This window comes from Rhodococcus sp. AG1013, assembly GCF_003350365.1.
GTDB lineage: Bacteria > Actinomycetota > Actinomycetes > Mycobacteriales > Mycobacteriaceae > Prescottella.
In genome coordinates this window covers 191,065-205,933 of record NZ_QQAT01000002.1, presented here as the reverse complement: position 1 = coordinate 205,933, position 14,869 = coordinate 191,065, and the positions used below count along the sequence as shown (strand labels likewise).

Genomic DNA, 14,869 nt, shown 5'->3' with positions numbered 1-14,869 from the left:
CGAATCCTACTAACGAGTAAGTAAGGTCCACAACCCGGCGATTGCGAATTCTCCGGCATCGGGCGAAGCAACGAAAGAGGGCCGCCCCGAAACGGGGCGACCCTCTTTCTGGATGCTTCGTCAGGAAGCAGCGCTGACAGCCGTCTTACTTGACGGTGATCTTCGCGCCGGCAGCCTCGAGCTTCTCCTTGGCGGCGTCGGCCGCGTCCTTGGCAACCTTCTCCAGGATCGCCTTCGGAGCGCCCTCGACGAGGTCCTTGGCTTCCTTCAGGCCCAGGCCGGAGACGACCTCACGGACGACCTTGATGACCTGGATCTTCTTGTCGCCAGCCGACTCGAGGATGACGTCGAACTCGTCCTGCTCCTCGGCAGCCTCAGCGGCAGCAGCCGGAGCGCCGGCAGCGGCAACGGCGACCGGAGCAGCAGCGGTGACCTCGAAGGTCTCCTCGAACGCCTTCACGAACTCCGAGAGCTCGAGCAGGGTGAGCTCCTTGAACTGGTCCAGCAACTCTTCGGTGGTGAGCTTCGCCATGGTGGCGGTCCTTCCTCTTAAGTCCTGTGTCGCCGATCCGCGACCGGACAGGTGGTGATGGTTGTGATGCGCAGGTGCGGATCAGCTATTCGGCAGCGGCGTCGGCGGGAGCCTCGGCGGCCCCACCTTCCGCAGCCTTCTTCTCCTGCAGCGCGGCGGCCAGACGGGCCACCTGCGAAGCGGGAGCGTTGAACAGGCCAGCGGCCTTTGCCAAGTTGCCCTTCATCGCGCCGGCGAGCTTGGCCAACAGGATCTCGCGGGACTCGAGGTCCGCGATCTGGTTGACCTGATCCACGGACAGCGCAGCGCCGTCCATGTACCCGCCCTTGATGACGAGTGCCTTGTTGTCCTTCGCGAAAGCCTTCAGGGCCTTCGCAGCGTCGACCGGCTCGCCCTTGATGAATGCAATGGCGGTCGGTCCGACGAACAGGTCGTCAAGGCCCTCGACGCCCGCCTCAGCGGCGGCACGCTTGACCAGGGTGTTCTTGGCGACGGAGTAGGTGGCACCCTCTCCGAGAGCGCGTCGCAGCTGCGTCAGACTCGTAACCGACAGACCACGGTATTCCGTGATCACGGCGGCGGACGAGTCCTTGAACTGCTCGGTGATCTCCGCAACTGCGGAAACCTTCTCAGGCTTTGCCATACTTCGCCTCCTCTCGTGACAGTCGTTGTTCCACTTCGGGCCGTGACATGCAAAACGCCCCGGTGCAGGGCACACGGGGCGTACACGAGGAGATCCATCCACCCGGCCAGGCCGAGCGCAACAATCATCCCCCACCTCGTCCTCCTGCGTGGGCCGCCGGGCTATCCCGGACCTTCAACCGATTCCATTGCTGAACTCGGTGACCAACGGTCTTTGGTAGAACATGTTTCGGGGCGGAATTCGCATCGAGCACCGAACTCCAACGAGCAGCCTAACGGAGTCGCGACTCCGACACAAAACGCGGACACCCAGCAGGGTGCATTCTGTGCGCTACTTCACATTCGGTGCCGAACGTGCCGGAGCGCTCACAATTGACCGTTGCCGACAGTTACATGTAATGAGCGGCGTCGCAGTGATGTCGGTCGCCGGAGCATGTGCCGGTTCCCTCGAACAGGTGATCGCGGCACGCGCGGCGAGGGGGGGGTTCGCCGCCGCCGTGTTCCCGGCGACGCTCGCACTGATCATCAACATCTTCACCGACGTCCGAGAGAAAGCGCTCGCAATCGCGGCGTGGACGGCAATGGCCGGATTCGCCATCGCCATCGGTCCCATCTCGGGCGGATGGCTCCTCGAGCACTTCTCGTGGCGCGAGCAGCTCATCACCGCGATGAAGACCGCGGTCCTCCAGGGCGCACATGCAGCGTCCCTCGTGGCGACCGCCTCCGTCGTGCTGTGTGCGGTCGTCGTCGCAATCTTCCTGCCGTGGGCACCGGCCCGTGGCCGCTCGACCATGCTGGCCTGGCGCCGAGACCAGGAGCGAGTCGACCACTGAAACGCCGAAGGCCGGCACAGAGAATTCTCGGTGCCGGCCTTCGGTGTCGATCAGATCGCGGAAAGTCGCGACTTACTCGCCATCCTCGAGGAGGTTGCGGGTACGGTTCGGATCCACCGGGATGCCCGGTCCGGTGGTGGTCGAAACCGTGACCTTCTTGACGTAGCGGCCCTTCGCCGACGACGGCTTCGCACGCAGGATCTCGTCCAGCGCCGCACCGTAGTTCTCAACCAGCTTGGTGTCGTCGAACGACGCCTTGCCGATCACGAAGTGCAGGTTGGCCTGCTTGTCGACGCGGAAGTTGATCTTGCCGCCCTTGATGTCCGCGACAGCCTTCGCGACATCGGGGGTGACCGTGCCGGTCTTCGGGTTCGGCATCAGGCCACGCGGTCCGAGGACGCGAGCGATGCGGCCGACCTTGGCCATCTGGTCAGGGGTGGCGATCGCGGCGTCGAAGTCGGTCCAACCGCCCTGGATACGCTCGATCAGGTCCTCGGAGCCCACTGCGTCCGCACCGGCGGCCTCGGCCTCGGCGGCCTTCTCGCCAACGGCGAACACGACGACGCGGGCGGTCTTACCGGTGCCGTGCGGCAGGTTGACCGTGCCACGAACCATCTGGTCCGCCTTGCGGGGGTCGACGCCCAGACGGACGGCAACCTCGACGGTCGCGTCCATCTTGCTCGACGAGGTCTCCTTGGCCAGCTTCGCAGCCTGCAGGGGGCTGTAGAGCGTGTCCGCGTCGATCTTCTCAGCGGCGGCGAGGTACGCCTTGCTGCGCTTTGCCATTTCTTCTGTCCTTACTTCTCACCCTGGGCTCTCGACCCGGGTGAATGGTTCAGTTGTGGTTGCGGGCCTGGCCGGCCCTCCCACAGTGGAGGATCAACCCTGCAGTGTCAGTGCAGGGCATCGCTGTGCTCAGCCCTCGACGGTGATACCCATCGAACGCGCGGTGCCGGCGATGATCTTCGCGGCTGCGTCGATGTCGTTCGCGTTGAGGTCTTCCTGCTTGGTCTTCGCGATCTCGCGCACCTGATCCATGGTCACGGTGGCAACCTTGGTCTTGTGCGGCTCGCCGGAGCCCTTCTGGACACCAGCAGCCTTGAGCAGCAGCTTGGCGGCCGGCGGGGTCTTCAGCTTGAAGTCGAAGGTCCGGTCTTCATAGACGGAGATCTCGACAGGGATCACGTTGCCGCGCTGGGACTCAGTCGCCGCGTTGTAAGCCTTGCAGAACTCCATGATGTTCACGCCGTGCTGACCGAGCGCAGGACCCACGGGCGGTGCAGGGTTAGCCTGACCAGCCTGGATCTGAAGCTTGATGAGCCCGGCGAGCTTCTTCTTCTTGGGGGGCATCTTCGTTCCTTGTTTCCTACTGGGTGTGTTTCTTGCGTACTGCGTGCAAGTGTGTGGGTCCTACAGTGCCAGGCGCGAGCCTGGCACTCGGGACCGAGCTAGATCTTCGAGACCTGGTTGAAGGACAACTCCACCGGGGTCTCGCGACCGAAGATCGAGACGAGGACCTTGAGCTTCTGCTGCTCCGCGTTGACCTCGCTGATGCTGGCGGGCAGCGTCGCGAACGGGCCGTCCATGACGGTGACCGACTCGCCGACCTCGAAGTCGACCTCGATGGTCGGCTTGGCGGCGGTCTCGGCGGCCGACTCACCGGCAGCGGCAGCAGCCGCGGCAGGCTTCTTCTGGCCCTGCTGGGGCATCAGGAACTTGACGACCTCGTTGAGGGTCAGCGGCGACGGACGCGACGTGGCGCCGACGAAACCGGTCACACCGGGGGTGTTGCGGACCGCGCCCCACGACTCGTCGTTCAACTCCATGCGAACGAGGATGTAGCCGGGCAGGATCTTCCGGTTGACCTGCTTGCGCTGGCCGTTCTTGATCTCGGTGACCTCTTCGGTGGGAACTTCCACCTGGAAGATGTAGTCACCGACGTCGAGGTTCTGGACGCGGGTCTCGAGGTTGGCCTTCACCTTGTTCTCGTACCCGGCGTAGGAGTGGATGACGTACCAGTCACCGGGTGCCCGGCGGAGCGCGGCCTTCAGCTCGGCGACAGGATCGGCAGCTTCCTCAGCGACCTCCGGAGCCTGCTCCGCGATGGCACCGTCCTCGGCCTCGTCGCCGGCAACGTCGGCGTCGTCTTCGACCTCGAGCTCGGCAGACACGCCGTCTTCGTCGGATACCGCCTCGGCCGAAACACGCTCCTCGGCCATGGCCTCGTCAGAGTCGTTCTCGGGGGTGCTCACTGGAGGCACTCTTCCTCTCGTCAATCACATCGTTCGGAAACGCCGACGGGCGTTCCCGGCTAGCCGAACAACCAGGTAATGCCCTTGGCGAAACCAAGGTCGAGGACGAAGATGAACGCCACCATGAAGGCGACGAACACAAGCACCACACTGGTGTAGGTGATCATCTGCTTGCGATTGGGCCAGATGACCTTACGGAGCTCGGCAATCACTTCGCGCAGGAAGCGTCGAATCCGCTTGAAGATGTTCTCCGTCTGCGGCTTGTCGGCCTTGCGGGACTTCGCTTCCGGAGACTTCACGGAAGTAGCAGACGACACAGCCTTGGCCGCCTTGGCGGTCTTGGCCATCTGGACCGTCTTGGCCGGCTCGGTCGATTCCGAGGTTCCCGTACGGCGCGCGGAACGCTTACCGGTGGGCTTTCCTGCTGGGGCCGCACTCGTGGGGCTCTCATCAGCAGAGACCTCGCCCTCACGGGCGTGATCGGAAGGGGCCTCAGCGCGAGAGCTCGCGTCGGCTGCAGAATCGTCGACATGGCCGGAGTCCGTAGACCCGGTAGTGCCGTCGTCGCGCTTATCGCGCTCGTCGCTCACCGTCGTTCCTCTCAGTCGCTGGCCAGTCCGGGTGCAGGGGCGACAGGACTTGAACCTGCAACCTGCGGTTTTGGAGACCGCTGCTCTGCCAGTTGAGCTACGCCCCTTTGGTCGACCGATCGAACTGATCGACCTATCTGGATTCACATGACATGCGCGCCACCCCATGCGGACTAGTTACAGCCTGTAGCAACAGCCTGTGACTTCCCCGTAGGGCAGCGCGCAGCGCCTGAGTAACCCCAGAAACTCTAGTGTACTTCAATGCACCGGAACAAACCCAATCCGCCCGGCACTCAGGCCAAACGGACCGTTGCGGTGGCCCGACCGAAGATCTTACGACCCTCCGAGCGAGCCACGATCGCGACTACTGCGGTCTTGCTTTCGGCGTCCACCGACTTGATCTTGCCGGTGAACTCCACTTCGGCAGCCTTGTCGGCCGCCACATACACCGGACTCGTGAACCGAACGTTGTATTCGGTCACGGCACCCGGGTCGCCGAGCCATGACGAGACGAACCCGCCACCCAGACCCATCGTGAGCATGCCGTGCGCCACGACGTCCGGCAAGCCGGCCAGTCGGGCCACATGGTCGCTCCAGTGGATCGGGTTGGGATCGCCCGACACGCCGGCGTAGTTGACGAGATTGCCACGGGTCAACGTGACGACGCGCTCGGGCAGTTCGTCACCGACAGTGACGTCCTCGAACCTACGGAGCGACATGCATCATCACATCCTTGACCGCGTGCGCGATATTCTCGTCGACCTCACCACCGGACCGAGCGACGAGCGTGGTCCAGGTGGTCTGGACCAGTTCACCGTTCACGTCCGAGATGATGTTCTTGGTGACGATGATGTCACTGCCCGCAGCCTGGCGGAACGATTCCAGGTAGACGTCGCAGATCAATCGGTCGCCGGCCTCGAGCGGCCTGTGGAACACGAGCCGCTGGTCGGTCTGCATGATCTGGCTGAGGTCGTAACCGGTCACGACCTCGTCGAACAGCTTGCGCTGCGCGATCATGCCTACGATCGACACGAACGTGAGGGGAGCAAGAAGGCCGTCGTATCCGAGGCCCCGTGCCGCATCCTCATCGTGATGGGCGGGGTGGTCGTCGAGCACCGCACGTGCGTACTCGCGAACCTTTTCCCGGCCGATCTCGTAGAAGTCGCTCACGCGGTAGTGATGTCCGACCATCGCTGCCGCATGCGCGGCGGGGTCGAAGGTCACTTCGGCCTCTCTCACGACTGTCTCTGTCACAGCGAATCACCCATCTGCCCTGTGGACGCAATATCGTTAGGGCAGTCTGACAGTGAACCTAACGCGCGAGCGTCGACTCCGAGAAGAAACTTACTTGGACTCGCGATGCGCCTGGTGAGTTCCGCAGTTCGGGCAGAACTTCTTCAGCTCGAGGCGATCGGGATCGTTGCGGCGATTCTTCTTGGTGATGTAGTTACGGTGCTTGCACACCTCACAGGCCAAGGTGATCTTGGGCCGAACGTCAGTCGAGGAGGCCACGGGGATGCCTTCTTTCGCGTGAATCTGATCATAGATAGATCAGGGTGGATCATTCGTCTTGTGTAGCGATGGCCGGACTTGAACCGGCGACACAACGATTATGAGTCGTTTGCTCTACCAACTGAGCTACACCGCCTCGGTGTCGAGTGTCGCGCGAAGCCGGCGACACCACAATCCAGCGAGCCCCCTGACGGAATCGAACCGTCGACCTTTTCCTTACCATGGAAACGCTCTGCCGACTGAGCTAAGGGGGCGTGGCTGTCCTGCGCATCTCTGCGCGCTGAAGCCTCCAGAAGATTACACAGACCTTCGCGCCAGTGCCAAATTTGCAGGTCAGAGCGGGTAAATCGGGGGCAAGGCGCGGCATTCACGCGCTCCGGACACGAACGGACTCCCCCGCGCGCCGCACGAGGGAGTCCGGGACGAGCCGTTCGGCGTGGTCGACGACCTCGTCAAACAGGTCCGCGAACCTGCACCCGAGGGTAGTCGGCCCTGCTCACCGCCTGTCGGCCACGCTCGCGGGCAGCGCGTCGAGCAGGACGGTCTTGGCCTCCAAGTACGGCTGCAGGCCGTCGAGCCCGCCCTCACGGCCGATGCCGGACTGCTTGAACCCGCCGAACGCGATCCCGAAGTCGGTCTTGAAGCCGTTGTGCCCGACGGTGCCGGATCGCAGCTGCCGGGACACCGCCCACGCCCGTTCGACGTCGTCGGTGAACACCGACGCGTTCAGGCCGTAGATGGTGTCGTTCGCGATCTCGACCGCGTGGTTCTCGTCATCGGCGGCGATGACGCTCACCACCGGGCCGAAGATCTCCTCCCGGGCGATGGTCGAGGCGTTGTCGACGTTGCCGAACACCGTCGGTTCGATGAAGAAGCCGCGGTCGAGGTGGCCGGGACGACCACCGCCGGTGACCAGGCGGGCACCCTCCTCACAGCCCTTCGCGATCAGACCCTCCACCTTGTCGCGCTGACGCGACATCGCGAGCGGCCCCATCTCGGTCGCGGGATCGAACGGGTCACCGACGCGGATCGCCGACATCGCGACACCCAGGGCCTCGGCGAACTCGTCGTGCCGGTGCCGGCTGACGACGATGCGGGTCAGCGACGCGCACACCTGGCCGGTCATGAGGCGTGCGGACTGCGCGATGGACGCCGCCGCGGTCGCGAGGTCGTAGTCGTCGAGGATCACGCCGGCGGACTTGCCGCCGAGCTCGAGCGTGCAGCGCGCGATCCGCTCCCCGCACAGCGACGCGATGCGGCGTCCGGCCGCGGTGGAGCCGGTGAAGGTGACCTTGTCGACGCCGGGGTTGCGCACCAGCAGCTCCGACACCTCCCGTTCGGCGGTGACGACGTTGACGACACCCGCCGGAAGTCCGGCCGCCTCCACGATCTCCGCGAACAGGTACGCCGCACCCGGCGCCTCCGGCGAGGCCTTGACGACGACGGTGCAGCCCGCGATGAGCGCCGGTGCGACCTTGTTGGCGATCAGGCCGAGGGGGCTGTTCCACGGGATGATCGCGGCGACGACGCCGACGGGTTCGCGGACCAGCAGGCCCACGCCGACCCCCGAGCCGGGCTGGTGCTGCTCGACGAACTCGTAGCTGTCGGCGAGGCTCGCGTAGTAGTCGAAGACGTCACCGGACTGCGCCGACGCATAGCTCGACACCGCGGCGAGGATGCCCATCTCGCTGGTCCAGATCCGCCCGAGTTCGCCGCTGCGCTCGCGGATGCCGGCACCGATCGCTTGGAGGTAGGGCGCGCGCTCGGCGTGGGTCATACGCGACCACGGTCCGCGGTCGAATGCCTCCCGGGCGGCGTCGACGGCTCGCGCCATGTCCTGCGCGTCGGCCTCGGCGACGGTGAGGAACACGTCCTCGGTGGCCGGGTTGACGACGTCGAACCGTGCGCCCGTCGACGGCTCGACCCAGTTGCCACCGATGAACAGCTTCCCGGGGTGCTGCACTGCCACGGACGTCTCGTTCGCGTTGATCAGACCTGTCATCGAGGATCGGGCTCCTTCGCGCATCTCGGGCACCCGCCCTGTGACGAGCGCCACTCTCGCTCCCGGACGCTAGAGCGCGCCCGATGCGATGAGACCGCGCGGTCCCGTTGAGTGGGATGGATCACAGGCATACGCCCCGGGCGCCGGGCCGGACGGCACGAGAGGACCCCGAAAGCAGTTCAGCCCCGACCCTTTTCGGGTCGGGGCTGAACTTGTGTGGCAGGTGTAGGATTCGAACCTACGTAGGCATAAGCCGACGGATTTACAGTCCGCTCCCATTGGCCGCTCGGGCAACCTGCCTGGTTTCGCGACCGGAGTGCACAGGCTCTCTGGCGCGTATCGAAGAATACAACGAAGCCCCCCCAGATATGCAAACCGGGTGGATAGGGGTGGTCTCGACCCGATAGCGTCAGGGCAACCCCCCACTGTCCGGGTGGGGTCGACCGCTATGGATTTGGGAGTGTGCAGTGGCTGATTCGTCCTTCGATGTGGTGAGCAAGGTTGATCGTCAAGAGGTGGACAACGCTCTGCATCAGGCTGCGAAGGAGCTGGGCACCCGGTTCGATTTCCGCAACACCGGGGCGAGCATCGAGTGGTCCGGCGAGGAGACCATCACGCTGACGGCCGAGACGGAGGAGCGCCTCAATGCGGCGCTCGACGTCTTCAAGGAGAAGCTGATCCGCCGTGACATCTCACTCAAGGCGTTCGACGCCGGTGAGCCCGCGCAGTCCGGCAAGATCTACAAGCTCAGCGGATCCCTGGTGCAGGGCATCAGCAGCGAGAACGCCAAGAAGATCTCGAAGAAGATCCGCGACGAGGGCCCCAAGGGCGTCAAGGCGCAGATCCAGGGCGAAGAACTCCGGGTGAGCAGCAAGAAGCGTGACGACCTGCAGGCCGTCATCTCGCTGCTCAAGGGTGAGGACTTCGGAATCGCCCTGCAGTTCGTGAACTACCGCTGACGCCGCCCGGCCCCGCGCCGGTACCGGACCGTCGAACGGGCCGCACACCTTCCGCACACGCGGAGGCGTGCGGCCCGTTTCCGTCGGATCCGAGCCGTCCCCCCCGCCTGCACGGCGGACCGGCCGAGGACTCAGTACTCGCGATGGGTGGGGGGCAGCCCGCCGTCGGGCGAGCCGCCACCGGCCATCTTCTCCAGACGGGCGATCCGGTCGGCCATGGGCGGGTGCGTGGAGAACATCTTGCTGACCCGGTCGCCGGCGCGGAACGGGTTGGCGATCATCATGTGCGACTGCGCGGCGATCTTCGGCTCCGGCGGCAGCGGCGCGGCCTGCGTGCCGCGCTCGAGCTTCCGCAGCGCCGACGCCAGCGCCAGCGGATCGCCGGTCAGTTCGGCACCGGACTGGTCGGCCTGGTACTCCCGCGACCGCGACACGGCCAGCTTGACGACGGTGGCCGCGATCGGCCCCAGCAGCGAGACCAGCAGCAGCGCAATCGGATTGGCCCCCTGCCCGTTGCCGCGGCCCCCGAACATGTTCGCGAAGATCGCCATGTTCGCCAGACCCGAGATGACCGCGGCCATCGCGCCGGCGACCGACGAGATCAGGATGTCGCGGTTGTAGACGTGCGACAGTTCGTGCCCGAGCACCGCGCGCAGTTCGCGCTCGTCGAGGATGTCGAGGATCCCGCTGGTGCAGCACACCGCCGCGTGGCGCGGGTTGCGTCCCGTCGCGAACGCGTTGGGCGCCGCGGTGGGGCTGATGTAGAGCCGCGGCATCGGCTGGTGCGCGGCCGTCGCCAGCTCACGGACGATCTTGTAGATGACCGGGGCCTGGACCTCGGTGATGGGTTGGGCGTGCATCGCCCGCAGCGCCAGCTTGTCGCTGTTGAAGTAGGCCCACGCGTTGGTCGCGACGGCCAGGAAGATCGAGAAGATCAGGATGTTCCGGTTGCCGAACAACGAGCCGATGAAGATGATCAGTGCCGACATTCCGACCAGCAGGCCGAACGTCTTGGCACCGTTTGCATAACCGTGCACGACTCGCCTCTTCCCTGTTCCACCGCCGCGACGTCCGCGTGGCTTCCTGACCTGAACAACGAACCAGCCCGGGGAGACGGTTCCCGGGCTGGTCGAAGACTACGTCAGCGAAGCGTCATCCGACGCGTTCGATGGTGTACTCGACGAGTCGCAGAAGAGCTTCGTTCGCCGGTCCCTGCGGCAGCTGAGCCAACTCGGCGCGGGCCCGGTCGGCGTACTCGCCGAGCTTGGCCTTGGCCGCGGCCATGCCCGGGGAACGCTCGAGCAGCGCGAGCGACTCCGCGATCTCGGCGTCGTCGGTGACGGGTCCGTCGAGCAACTCGCGCAGCCGGTCTGCGTCGGCGCCCTCCTCACACAATGCATACAGCACGGGCAGCGTGTGGACGCCCTCGCGGAGATCGGTACCCGGCGTCTTGCCGGACTGGTCCGACACCGAGGAGATGTCGATGATGTCGTCGGAGATCTGGAACGCGATCCCGACGGCGTCGCCGAGGCGCTCGAGCCGCTCGATCTGGTCGGCGTCGGCGCCCGAGAACGTGCCGCCGAAACGTCCGCTCGCGGCGATCAGCGAGCCGGTCTTCTCCCACACGACCTTGAGGTAGTGGTCGACCGGGTCCTGCTGTTCCTTGACGCCGATGGTCTCGCGCATCTGGCCGGTGACGAGCTCGGCAAACGTCTCGGCGATGATCCGCACGGCATCCGGGCCGAGCGTGGACACCAGGCGCGACGCGTGCGCGAAGAGGTAGTCGCCGGCGAGGATCGCGATGCTGTTGCCCCAGCGGGCGTTGGCACTGGGCGCTCCGCGGCGCATGGTCGCCTCGTCCATGACGTCGTCGTGATACAGCGTCGCGAGGTGGACGAGCTCGACGACGGTGGCCGCCGTGACCACGGCAGGATCGGATGCCTTGGGTCCGAGCTGCGCGGTCAGCACTGTGAACAGCGGACGGAACCGCTTGCCGCCGGCCTTCGCGAGGTGCAGCGCCGCCTCGGTGAGGAAGTCCTCGCCGTCGGACAGTTCGCTGACCAGGAGCTCTTCGACACGGTGGAGACCGTCGCGCACCACGTCGGCCAGCTGCTGGTCGCCGAGGTCAACCCCGGCCACGACGGTGCCCGAACCTGCCGCCCGCTCCGACCCCTCAGTGCTCACGATGTCAGTACTCATTCCTGTAGTCGGTGACGCCTCGGTAACCACGGTAGTGAACCTAGCGGTATCACCGGCTGTCACCACACCTGCCCTCACCGCGTTGCGCTACCTCAGCCTGAGAAGATACTGGGGTGGTGGCCGAACATTTCCCGACCGCTGGGTCCAGCGATGCCCGGAACCTGCCCGAGCACTCCTCACGGCATCTCCCCTCGAGCACCGAAGTCCTGGTCGTCGGCGCCGGTCCGGCGGGCTCGGCGGCGGCCACGTGGGCCGCGCGCGACGGGCGCGACGTGCTTCTCGTCGATGCGGCGACCTTCCCCCGAGACAAGACCTGCGGTGACGGACTGACCCCGCGTGCGGTCGCCGAACTCGATCACCTGGGTCTGGGCGACTGGGTCCGCGGGCACACCACCAATCGGGGCCTGCGCCTGACGGGGTGGGGCCGCGAACTGGAGCTGCCGTGGCCCGGCGGCACCCTGCCCGCGGTCGGCAGCGCGGTACGGCGCACCGAGCTCGACGACCGGCTGCGACTCACGGCCGTCGAGGCAGGCGCTCGAATGGTCCAGGGCGCCAAGGCGGTCGGGGTCGAGCGCCGCGGCGACCGGGTGAGCGCGGTGACGGTGAAGACAGCGGACGGCACACACACCGTCACGTGCGAGAAGCTGATCGTCGCCGACGGCGTCCGGTCGACGCTGGGCAAACAGCTGGGCCGGCAGTGGCACCGCGACACCGCGTACGGGGTGGCGGCACGCGCGTACGTGACGTCCTCGCGCAGCGACGACCCGTGGATCACGTCACATCTCGAACTGCGCGACGACACCGGCACGCTGCAGCCCGGCTACGGCTGGGTGTTCCCGCTCGGGACCGGCGAGGTCAACATCGGTGTCGGCACCCTCGCGACGGCCAAGCGCCCCGCTCCGGGCGCGCTGCGGCCCCTGCTCGAGCTGTACGCCGGCCAGCGCCGCGCCGAGTGGCAACTCGACGGCCAGGTGCGTTCCGTCGCGTCGGCGCTGCTGCCGATGGGTGGCGCGGTGTCCGGGGTGGCCGGGCGCAACTGGGCGCTGATCGGCGACGCCGCGGCGTGCGTGAACCCGCTCAACGGCGAGGGCATCGACTACGGGCTCGAGGGCGGGCGCCTGGTGGCGCAGGTGCTCGACCACGACGACCTGACCGACGCGTGGCCGACGATCCTGCGGGACCGGTACGGCCGCGCGTTCTCGATCGCGCGGCGGCTCGCCGGACTGCTGACGCTGGCCCGCTTTCTGCCGGCGTCGGGCCCGGTCGCGATGCGCTCGCGCGCGATGATGACCGTCGCGGTGCGGGTGATGGGCAACCTCGTCACCGACGAGGACGCCGATTTCACGGCCCGTGCGTGGCGGACGTCGGGTGCCGCGTCGCTGCGGCTGGACCCGCGCCCGCCGTTCAGCTGAGCTGTACCAGCGGGTGGCGCGGGAGCGGGCTCACCGAATGGCGCGTGAGCGGGCTCACCGAATAGCGCGGTGCAGCGCCACGACGCCACCGGTGAGGTTGCGCCACTGCACGTTCCGCCAGCCGGCGTCCTCGATGCGCTTCGCGAGCTGTTCCTGGGTCGGCCACGCCCGGATCGACTCGGCGAGGTAGACGTAGGCGTCGGGGTTGCTACTGACGGCGCGGGCGACCTGCGGCAGCGCCTTCATCAGGTATTCCATGTAGACGGTGCGGAACGGCCCGAACACCGGCGTCGAGAACTCGCTGACGACGAGGCGTCCGCCTGGCTTGGTGACGCGGGCGATCTCGCGCAGGCCGGCGTCGAAGTCGGACACGTTGCGCAGCCCGAACGAGATGGTGGCGGCGTCGAACACCGCGTCGGCGTACGGCAGGTGCATCGCGTCGCCCGCGACCATCGGGACCCGGCGCCCGCGTCCGGCGTGCAGCATGCCCTTCGAGAAGTCGGTGGCCACCACCCACGCGCCGGAGCGCCCGAGTTCGACGGTCGAGACTCCGGTGCCGGCGGCGAGGTCGAGGACCCGCTCCCCCGGCTTCAGGTCGAGCGCCGCGCGCGTCGCCTTCCGCCAGCTGCGGTCCTGCCCGAACGACAGGATCGTGTTCGTCAGGTCGTAGCGCTTCGCGACACCGTCGAACATGGATGCGACCTCGTGCGGATCCTTCTCGAGCGAGGCCCGCGATCCGTGTGTTTCTGCCACGACGGAAGACGCTACCAACCCGCTCATGCCCCGATGTCCGCCGCCGGGCTCTCCCCCGTCGGGCTCTCCTGCGCTTGGTCCTCCGCAGCGGGTACCCGTCGAGTGAGCATGCGCGCCTTGTTCCGCGCCCACGGCACCAGCATCACGACGACCGCGATGGTGACGGAGGAACCGACGATCGCGCCGGCGAGGACGTCGTGCGGGTAGTGCACGCCCTGCAGGACGCGGGCCAGGCCGATGAGGGCAGCCAGGGCGATCACGAGACCCCGCTGCAGCGACGACAACGCGCGCTCGGAGGCGAGGACGATCGCCGTCGCGAGGCCGACCGCGATGACGGTGTGGTTGCTCGGGAAGGACCAGTCGCCGGCGGCCGGGCAGTCGGTCAGCGCGAGTTCGACCCGGCAGGGACGTTCCTCGCTGACGAACACCTTGATCACTTCGCTGAGTGCGTAGGCGACCACGACGCCGAAGCCGCCCATCAGCAGGTCCCCGAGGTACACGGACCGGGTGCGCCACATCTGCACCGCGAGGACCGCGAACAGCGCGACGAGCGCGAGCAGCCCGACGTCGGCGATCAGCCCGACGCCCGGTATCTCGGACGTGTGCGGGACGATCGCACGGTAGATCGCCGCACTGACGTCGCGCAGTAGGTAGAGCGCCACCACCAGCACCGCGGCGGCGATCAGCATCATCCCGGCCCGTTCCGAACTTCTCCGCATCAGTCGAGCTTAGAAACCCTTCCTGAGTGAACTTCTCAGGAACCCTCGGTGTCGACCTTCCGGCGCACCACGAGCAGGACGGGAAGCGCCACGATCCAGGTCACGACGATCACCGAACCGGCGGGCACGATCGCGACGCTGGCGTCGCGACCTGCGACCCGCACCAGGTCGGGATCGCTGCGCGCGTATTCGACGTCGATGCGCTGTCCCGCGGTGAGCTTGGTCGGGTAGAGCACGCCCAGCTTGGGGTTGTGGGTGACGCCGTCGGGGGTGACGAAGCTGACCGCGGAGCGCAGCGATCCGGCCGACAGCACCTCGGCTGTGGCGGTGCCCATGTCGGACTCGATGGTCCGGTCGTTGCGCCACGCCGCGAGCACGAGCAGGACCGCGAGCACCGAGATCCCGGCGGCCACGGCGACGATGCCGACCTGCACGCGGTGTGCGATGCGGGGACTCACGCCCGC

17 protein-coding genes, 4 tRNA genes and 1 pseudogene are annotated in these 14,869 nt (G+C 66.7%); 3 read left to right on the top strand and 19 right to left on the bottom strand.

Annotation, left to right across the window (positions count from 1 at the left end; all coding sequences use genetic code 11):
- Window positions 1–145: 145 nt before the first annotated feature.
- Both rplL and rplJ read right to left on the bottom strand, forming a co-directional pair.
- Window positions 146–532 (bottom strand): 50S ribosomal protein L7/L12, encoded by a 387-nt coding sequence (gene rplL / locus DEU38_RS03670; RefSeq protein WP_114718760.1) that lies wholly within the window; start codon window positions 530–532, stop codon window positions 146–148.
- A gap of 85 nt (window positions 533–617) precedes the next feature.
- Entirely contained in the window at window positions 618–1,175 is a 558-nt protein-coding gene (rplJ, locus tag DEU38_RS03665) for a 50S ribosomal protein L10 (RefSeq protein WP_114718759.1), read from the bottom strand.
- A gap of 403 nt (window positions 1,176–1,578) precedes the next feature.
- Here rplJ and DEU38_RS29740 point away from each other — a divergent pair.
- A pseudogene (locus tag DEU38_RS29740) lies at window positions 1,579–1,860 on the top strand (MFS transporter); the annotation flags it as partial.
- A gap of 219 nt (window positions 1,861–2,079) precedes the next feature.
- Here the strand turns inward: DEU38_RS29740 and rplA are convergent.
- From rplA to DEU38_RS03600, 12 genes are all read right to left on the bottom strand, one after another.
- Entirely contained in the window at window positions 2,080–2,793 is a 714-nt protein-coding gene (gene rplA, locus DEU38_RS03655) for a 50S ribosomal protein L1 (RefSeq protein ID WP_114718758.1), read from the bottom strand.
- 129 nt (window positions 2,794–2,922) lie between these two features.
- Window positions 2,923–3,357 (bottom strand): 50S ribosomal protein L11, encoded by a 435-nt coding sequence (gene rplK, locus DEU38_RS03650; RefSeq protein WP_031937663.1) that lies wholly within the window; start codon window positions 3,355–3,357, stop codon window positions 2,923–2,925.
- A gap of 98 nt (window positions 3,358–3,455) precedes the next feature.
- Complete coding sequence (gene nusG / locus DEU38_RS03645; protein ID WP_114718757.1) at window positions 3,456–4,259, bottom strand: transcription termination/antitermination protein NusG; 804 nt, start codon at window positions 4,257–4,259, stop codon at window positions 3,456–3,458.
- A 59-nt stretch (window positions 4,260–4,318) separates the two neighbouring features.
- A complete protein-coding gene (gene secE / locus DEU38_RS28005; RefSeq protein WP_147283450.1) occupies window positions 4,319–4,849 on the bottom strand; it encodes a preprotein translocase subunit SecE in 531 nt (176 codons plus the stop codon).
- 34 nt (window positions 4,850–4,883) lie between these two features.
- Window positions 4,884–4,956 (bottom strand) — tRNA-Trp (locus tag DEU38_RS03635).
- A gap of 186 nt (window positions 4,957–5,142) precedes the next feature.
- On the bottom strand, window positions 5,143–5,568 hold the full coding sequence (gene hadB / locus DEU38_RS03630; RefSeq protein WP_114718755.1) for a (3R)-hydroxyacyl-ACP dehydratase subunit HadB: 426 nt from the start codon (window positions 5,566–5,568) through the stop codon (window positions 5,143–5,145).
- Window positions 5,555–6,040 (bottom strand): (3R)-hydroxyacyl-ACP dehydratase subunit HadA, encoded by a 486-nt coding sequence (hadA, locus tag DEU38_RS03625; protein WP_254623030.1) that lies wholly within the window; start codon window positions 6,038–6,040, stop codon window positions 5,555–5,557. The genes hadB and hadA overlap by 14 nt, the downstream gene beginning before the upstream one ends.
- Window positions 6,041–6,193: 153 nt before the next feature.
- Window positions 6,194–6,361 (bottom strand): 50S ribosomal protein L33, encoded by a 168-nt coding sequence (rpmG, locus tag DEU38_RS03620; RefSeq protein ID WP_031937658.1) that lies wholly within the window; start codon window positions 6,359–6,361, stop codon window positions 6,194–6,196.
- Between the two features lie 63 nt (window positions 6,362–6,424).
- Window positions 6,425–6,497, bottom strand: a tRNA-Met gene (locus tag DEU38_RS03615).
- A gap of 45 nt (window positions 6,498–6,542) precedes the next feature.
- Window positions 6,543–6,615: transfer RNA gene (locus tag DEU38_RS03610), tRNA-Thr, on the bottom strand.
- A gap of 242 nt (window positions 6,616–6,857) precedes the next feature.
- Window positions 6,858–8,363 carry an aldehyde dehydrogenase gene (locus DEU38_RS03605; RefSeq protein ID WP_114718980.1) on the bottom strand — a complete coding sequence of 502 codons (1,506 nt, stop codon included), beginning with the start codon at window positions 8,361–8,363 and terminating at the stop codon, window positions 6,858–6,860.
- Window positions 8,364–8,580: 217 nt separating this feature from the next.
- Window positions 8,581–8,663, bottom strand: a tRNA-Tyr gene (locus DEU38_RS03600).
- Window positions 8,664–8,830: 167 nt separating this feature from the next.
- Between DEU38_RS03600 and DEU38_RS03595 the strand changes: the two genes are divergently transcribed.
- Complete coding sequence (locus DEU38_RS03595) at window positions 8,831–9,322, top strand: YajQ family cyclic di-GMP-binding protein (RefSeq protein WP_114718753.1); 492 nt, start codon at window positions 8,831–8,833, stop codon at window positions 9,320–9,322.
- 131 nt (window positions 9,323–9,453) lie between these two features.
- Here the strand turns inward: DEU38_RS03595 and htpX are convergent, their stop codons facing one another.
- On the bottom strand, window positions 9,454–10,359 hold the full coding sequence (htpX, locus tag DEU38_RS03590) for a zinc metalloprotease HtpX (RefSeq protein ID WP_114718752.1): 906 nt from the start codon (window positions 10,357–10,359) through the stop codon (window positions 9,454–9,456).
- A 115-nt stretch (window positions 10,360–10,474) separates the two neighbouring features.
- Complete coding sequence (locus DEU38_RS03585) at window positions 10,475–11,521, bottom strand: polyprenyl synthetase family protein (RefSeq protein ID WP_114718751.1); 1,047 nt, start codon at window positions 11,519–11,521, stop codon at window positions 10,475–10,477.
- 161 nt (window positions 11,522–11,682) lie between these two features.
- Here DEU38_RS03585 and DEU38_RS03580 point away from each other — a divergent pair, with 161 nt between their 5' ends.
- Window positions 11,683–12,933: a geranylgeranyl reductase family protein gene (locus tag DEU38_RS03580; RefSeq protein WP_114718979.1), complete on the top strand. Its 1,251-nt coding sequence runs from the start codon at window positions 11,683–11,685 to the stop codon at window positions 12,931–12,933.
- 54 nt (window positions 12,934–12,987) lie between these two features.
- Here DEU38_RS03580 and DEU38_RS03575 read toward each other — a convergent pair whose 3' ends face one another.
- The 3 genes from DEU38_RS03575 to DEU38_RS03565 are packed head-to-tail and all read right to left on the bottom strand — an operon-like array spanning window position 12,988 to window position 14,863.
- Window positions 12,988–13,686, bottom strand: a complete 699-nt coding sequence (locus DEU38_RS03575; RefSeq protein WP_114718750.1) for a demethylmenaquinone methyltransferase — start codon at window positions 13,684–13,686, stop codon at window positions 12,988–12,990.
- Between the two features lie 23 nt (window positions 13,687–13,709).
- On the bottom strand, window positions 13,710–14,405 hold the full coding sequence (locus DEU38_RS03570; protein WP_254622622.1) for a phosphatase PAP2 family protein: 696 nt from the start codon (window positions 14,403–14,405) through the stop codon (window positions 13,710–13,712).
- 35 nt (window positions 14,406–14,440) lie between these two features.
- Window positions 14,441–14,863 (bottom strand): DUF3592 domain-containing protein, encoded by a 423-nt coding sequence (locus tag DEU38_RS03565; RefSeq protein WP_114718748.1) that lies wholly within the window; start codon window positions 14,861–14,863, stop codon window positions 14,441–14,443.
- Window positions 14,864–14,869 lie beyond the last annotated feature (6 nt).

Excerpts from the sequence above, each read along its gene's own strand:
- hadB (WP_114718755.1), bottom strand. The coding sequence starts at position 5,568 with ATGTCGCTCCGTAGGTTCGAGGACGTCACTGTCGGTGACGAACTGCCC.
- DEU38_RS03585 (WP_114718751.1), bottom strand. The coding sequence starts at position 11,521 with ATGAGTACTGACATCGTGAGCACTGAGGGGTCGGAGCGGGCGGCAGGT.
- DEU38_RS03605 (WP_114718980.1), bottom strand. The coding sequence starts at position 8,363 with ATGACAGGTCTGATCAACGCGAACGAGACGTCCGTGGCAGTGCAGCAC.
- rplL (WP_114718760.1), bottom strand. The coding sequence starts at position 532 with ATGGCGAAGCTCACCACCGAAGAGTTGCTGGACCAGTTCAAGGAGCTC.
- rplK (WP_031937663.1), bottom strand. The coding sequence starts at position 3,357 with ATGCCCCCCAAGAAGAAGAAGCTCGCCGGGCTCATCAAGCTTCAGATC.
- rplJ (WP_114718759.1), bottom strand. The coding sequence starts at position 1,175 with ATGGCAAAGCCTGAGAAGGTTTCCGCAGTTGCGGAGATCACCGAGCAG.
- rplA (WP_114718758.1), bottom strand. The coding sequence starts at position 2,793 with ATGGCAAAGCGCAGCAAGGCGTACCTCGCCGCCGCTGAGAAGATCGAC.
- hadA (WP_254623030.1), bottom strand. The coding sequence starts at position 6,040 with ATGGTCGGACATCACTACCGCGTGAGCGACTTCTACGAGATCGGCCGG.
- DEU38_RS03570 (WP_254622622.1), bottom strand. The coding sequence starts at position 14,405 with ATGCGGAGAAGTTCGGAACGGGCCGGGATGATGCTGATCGCCGCCGCG.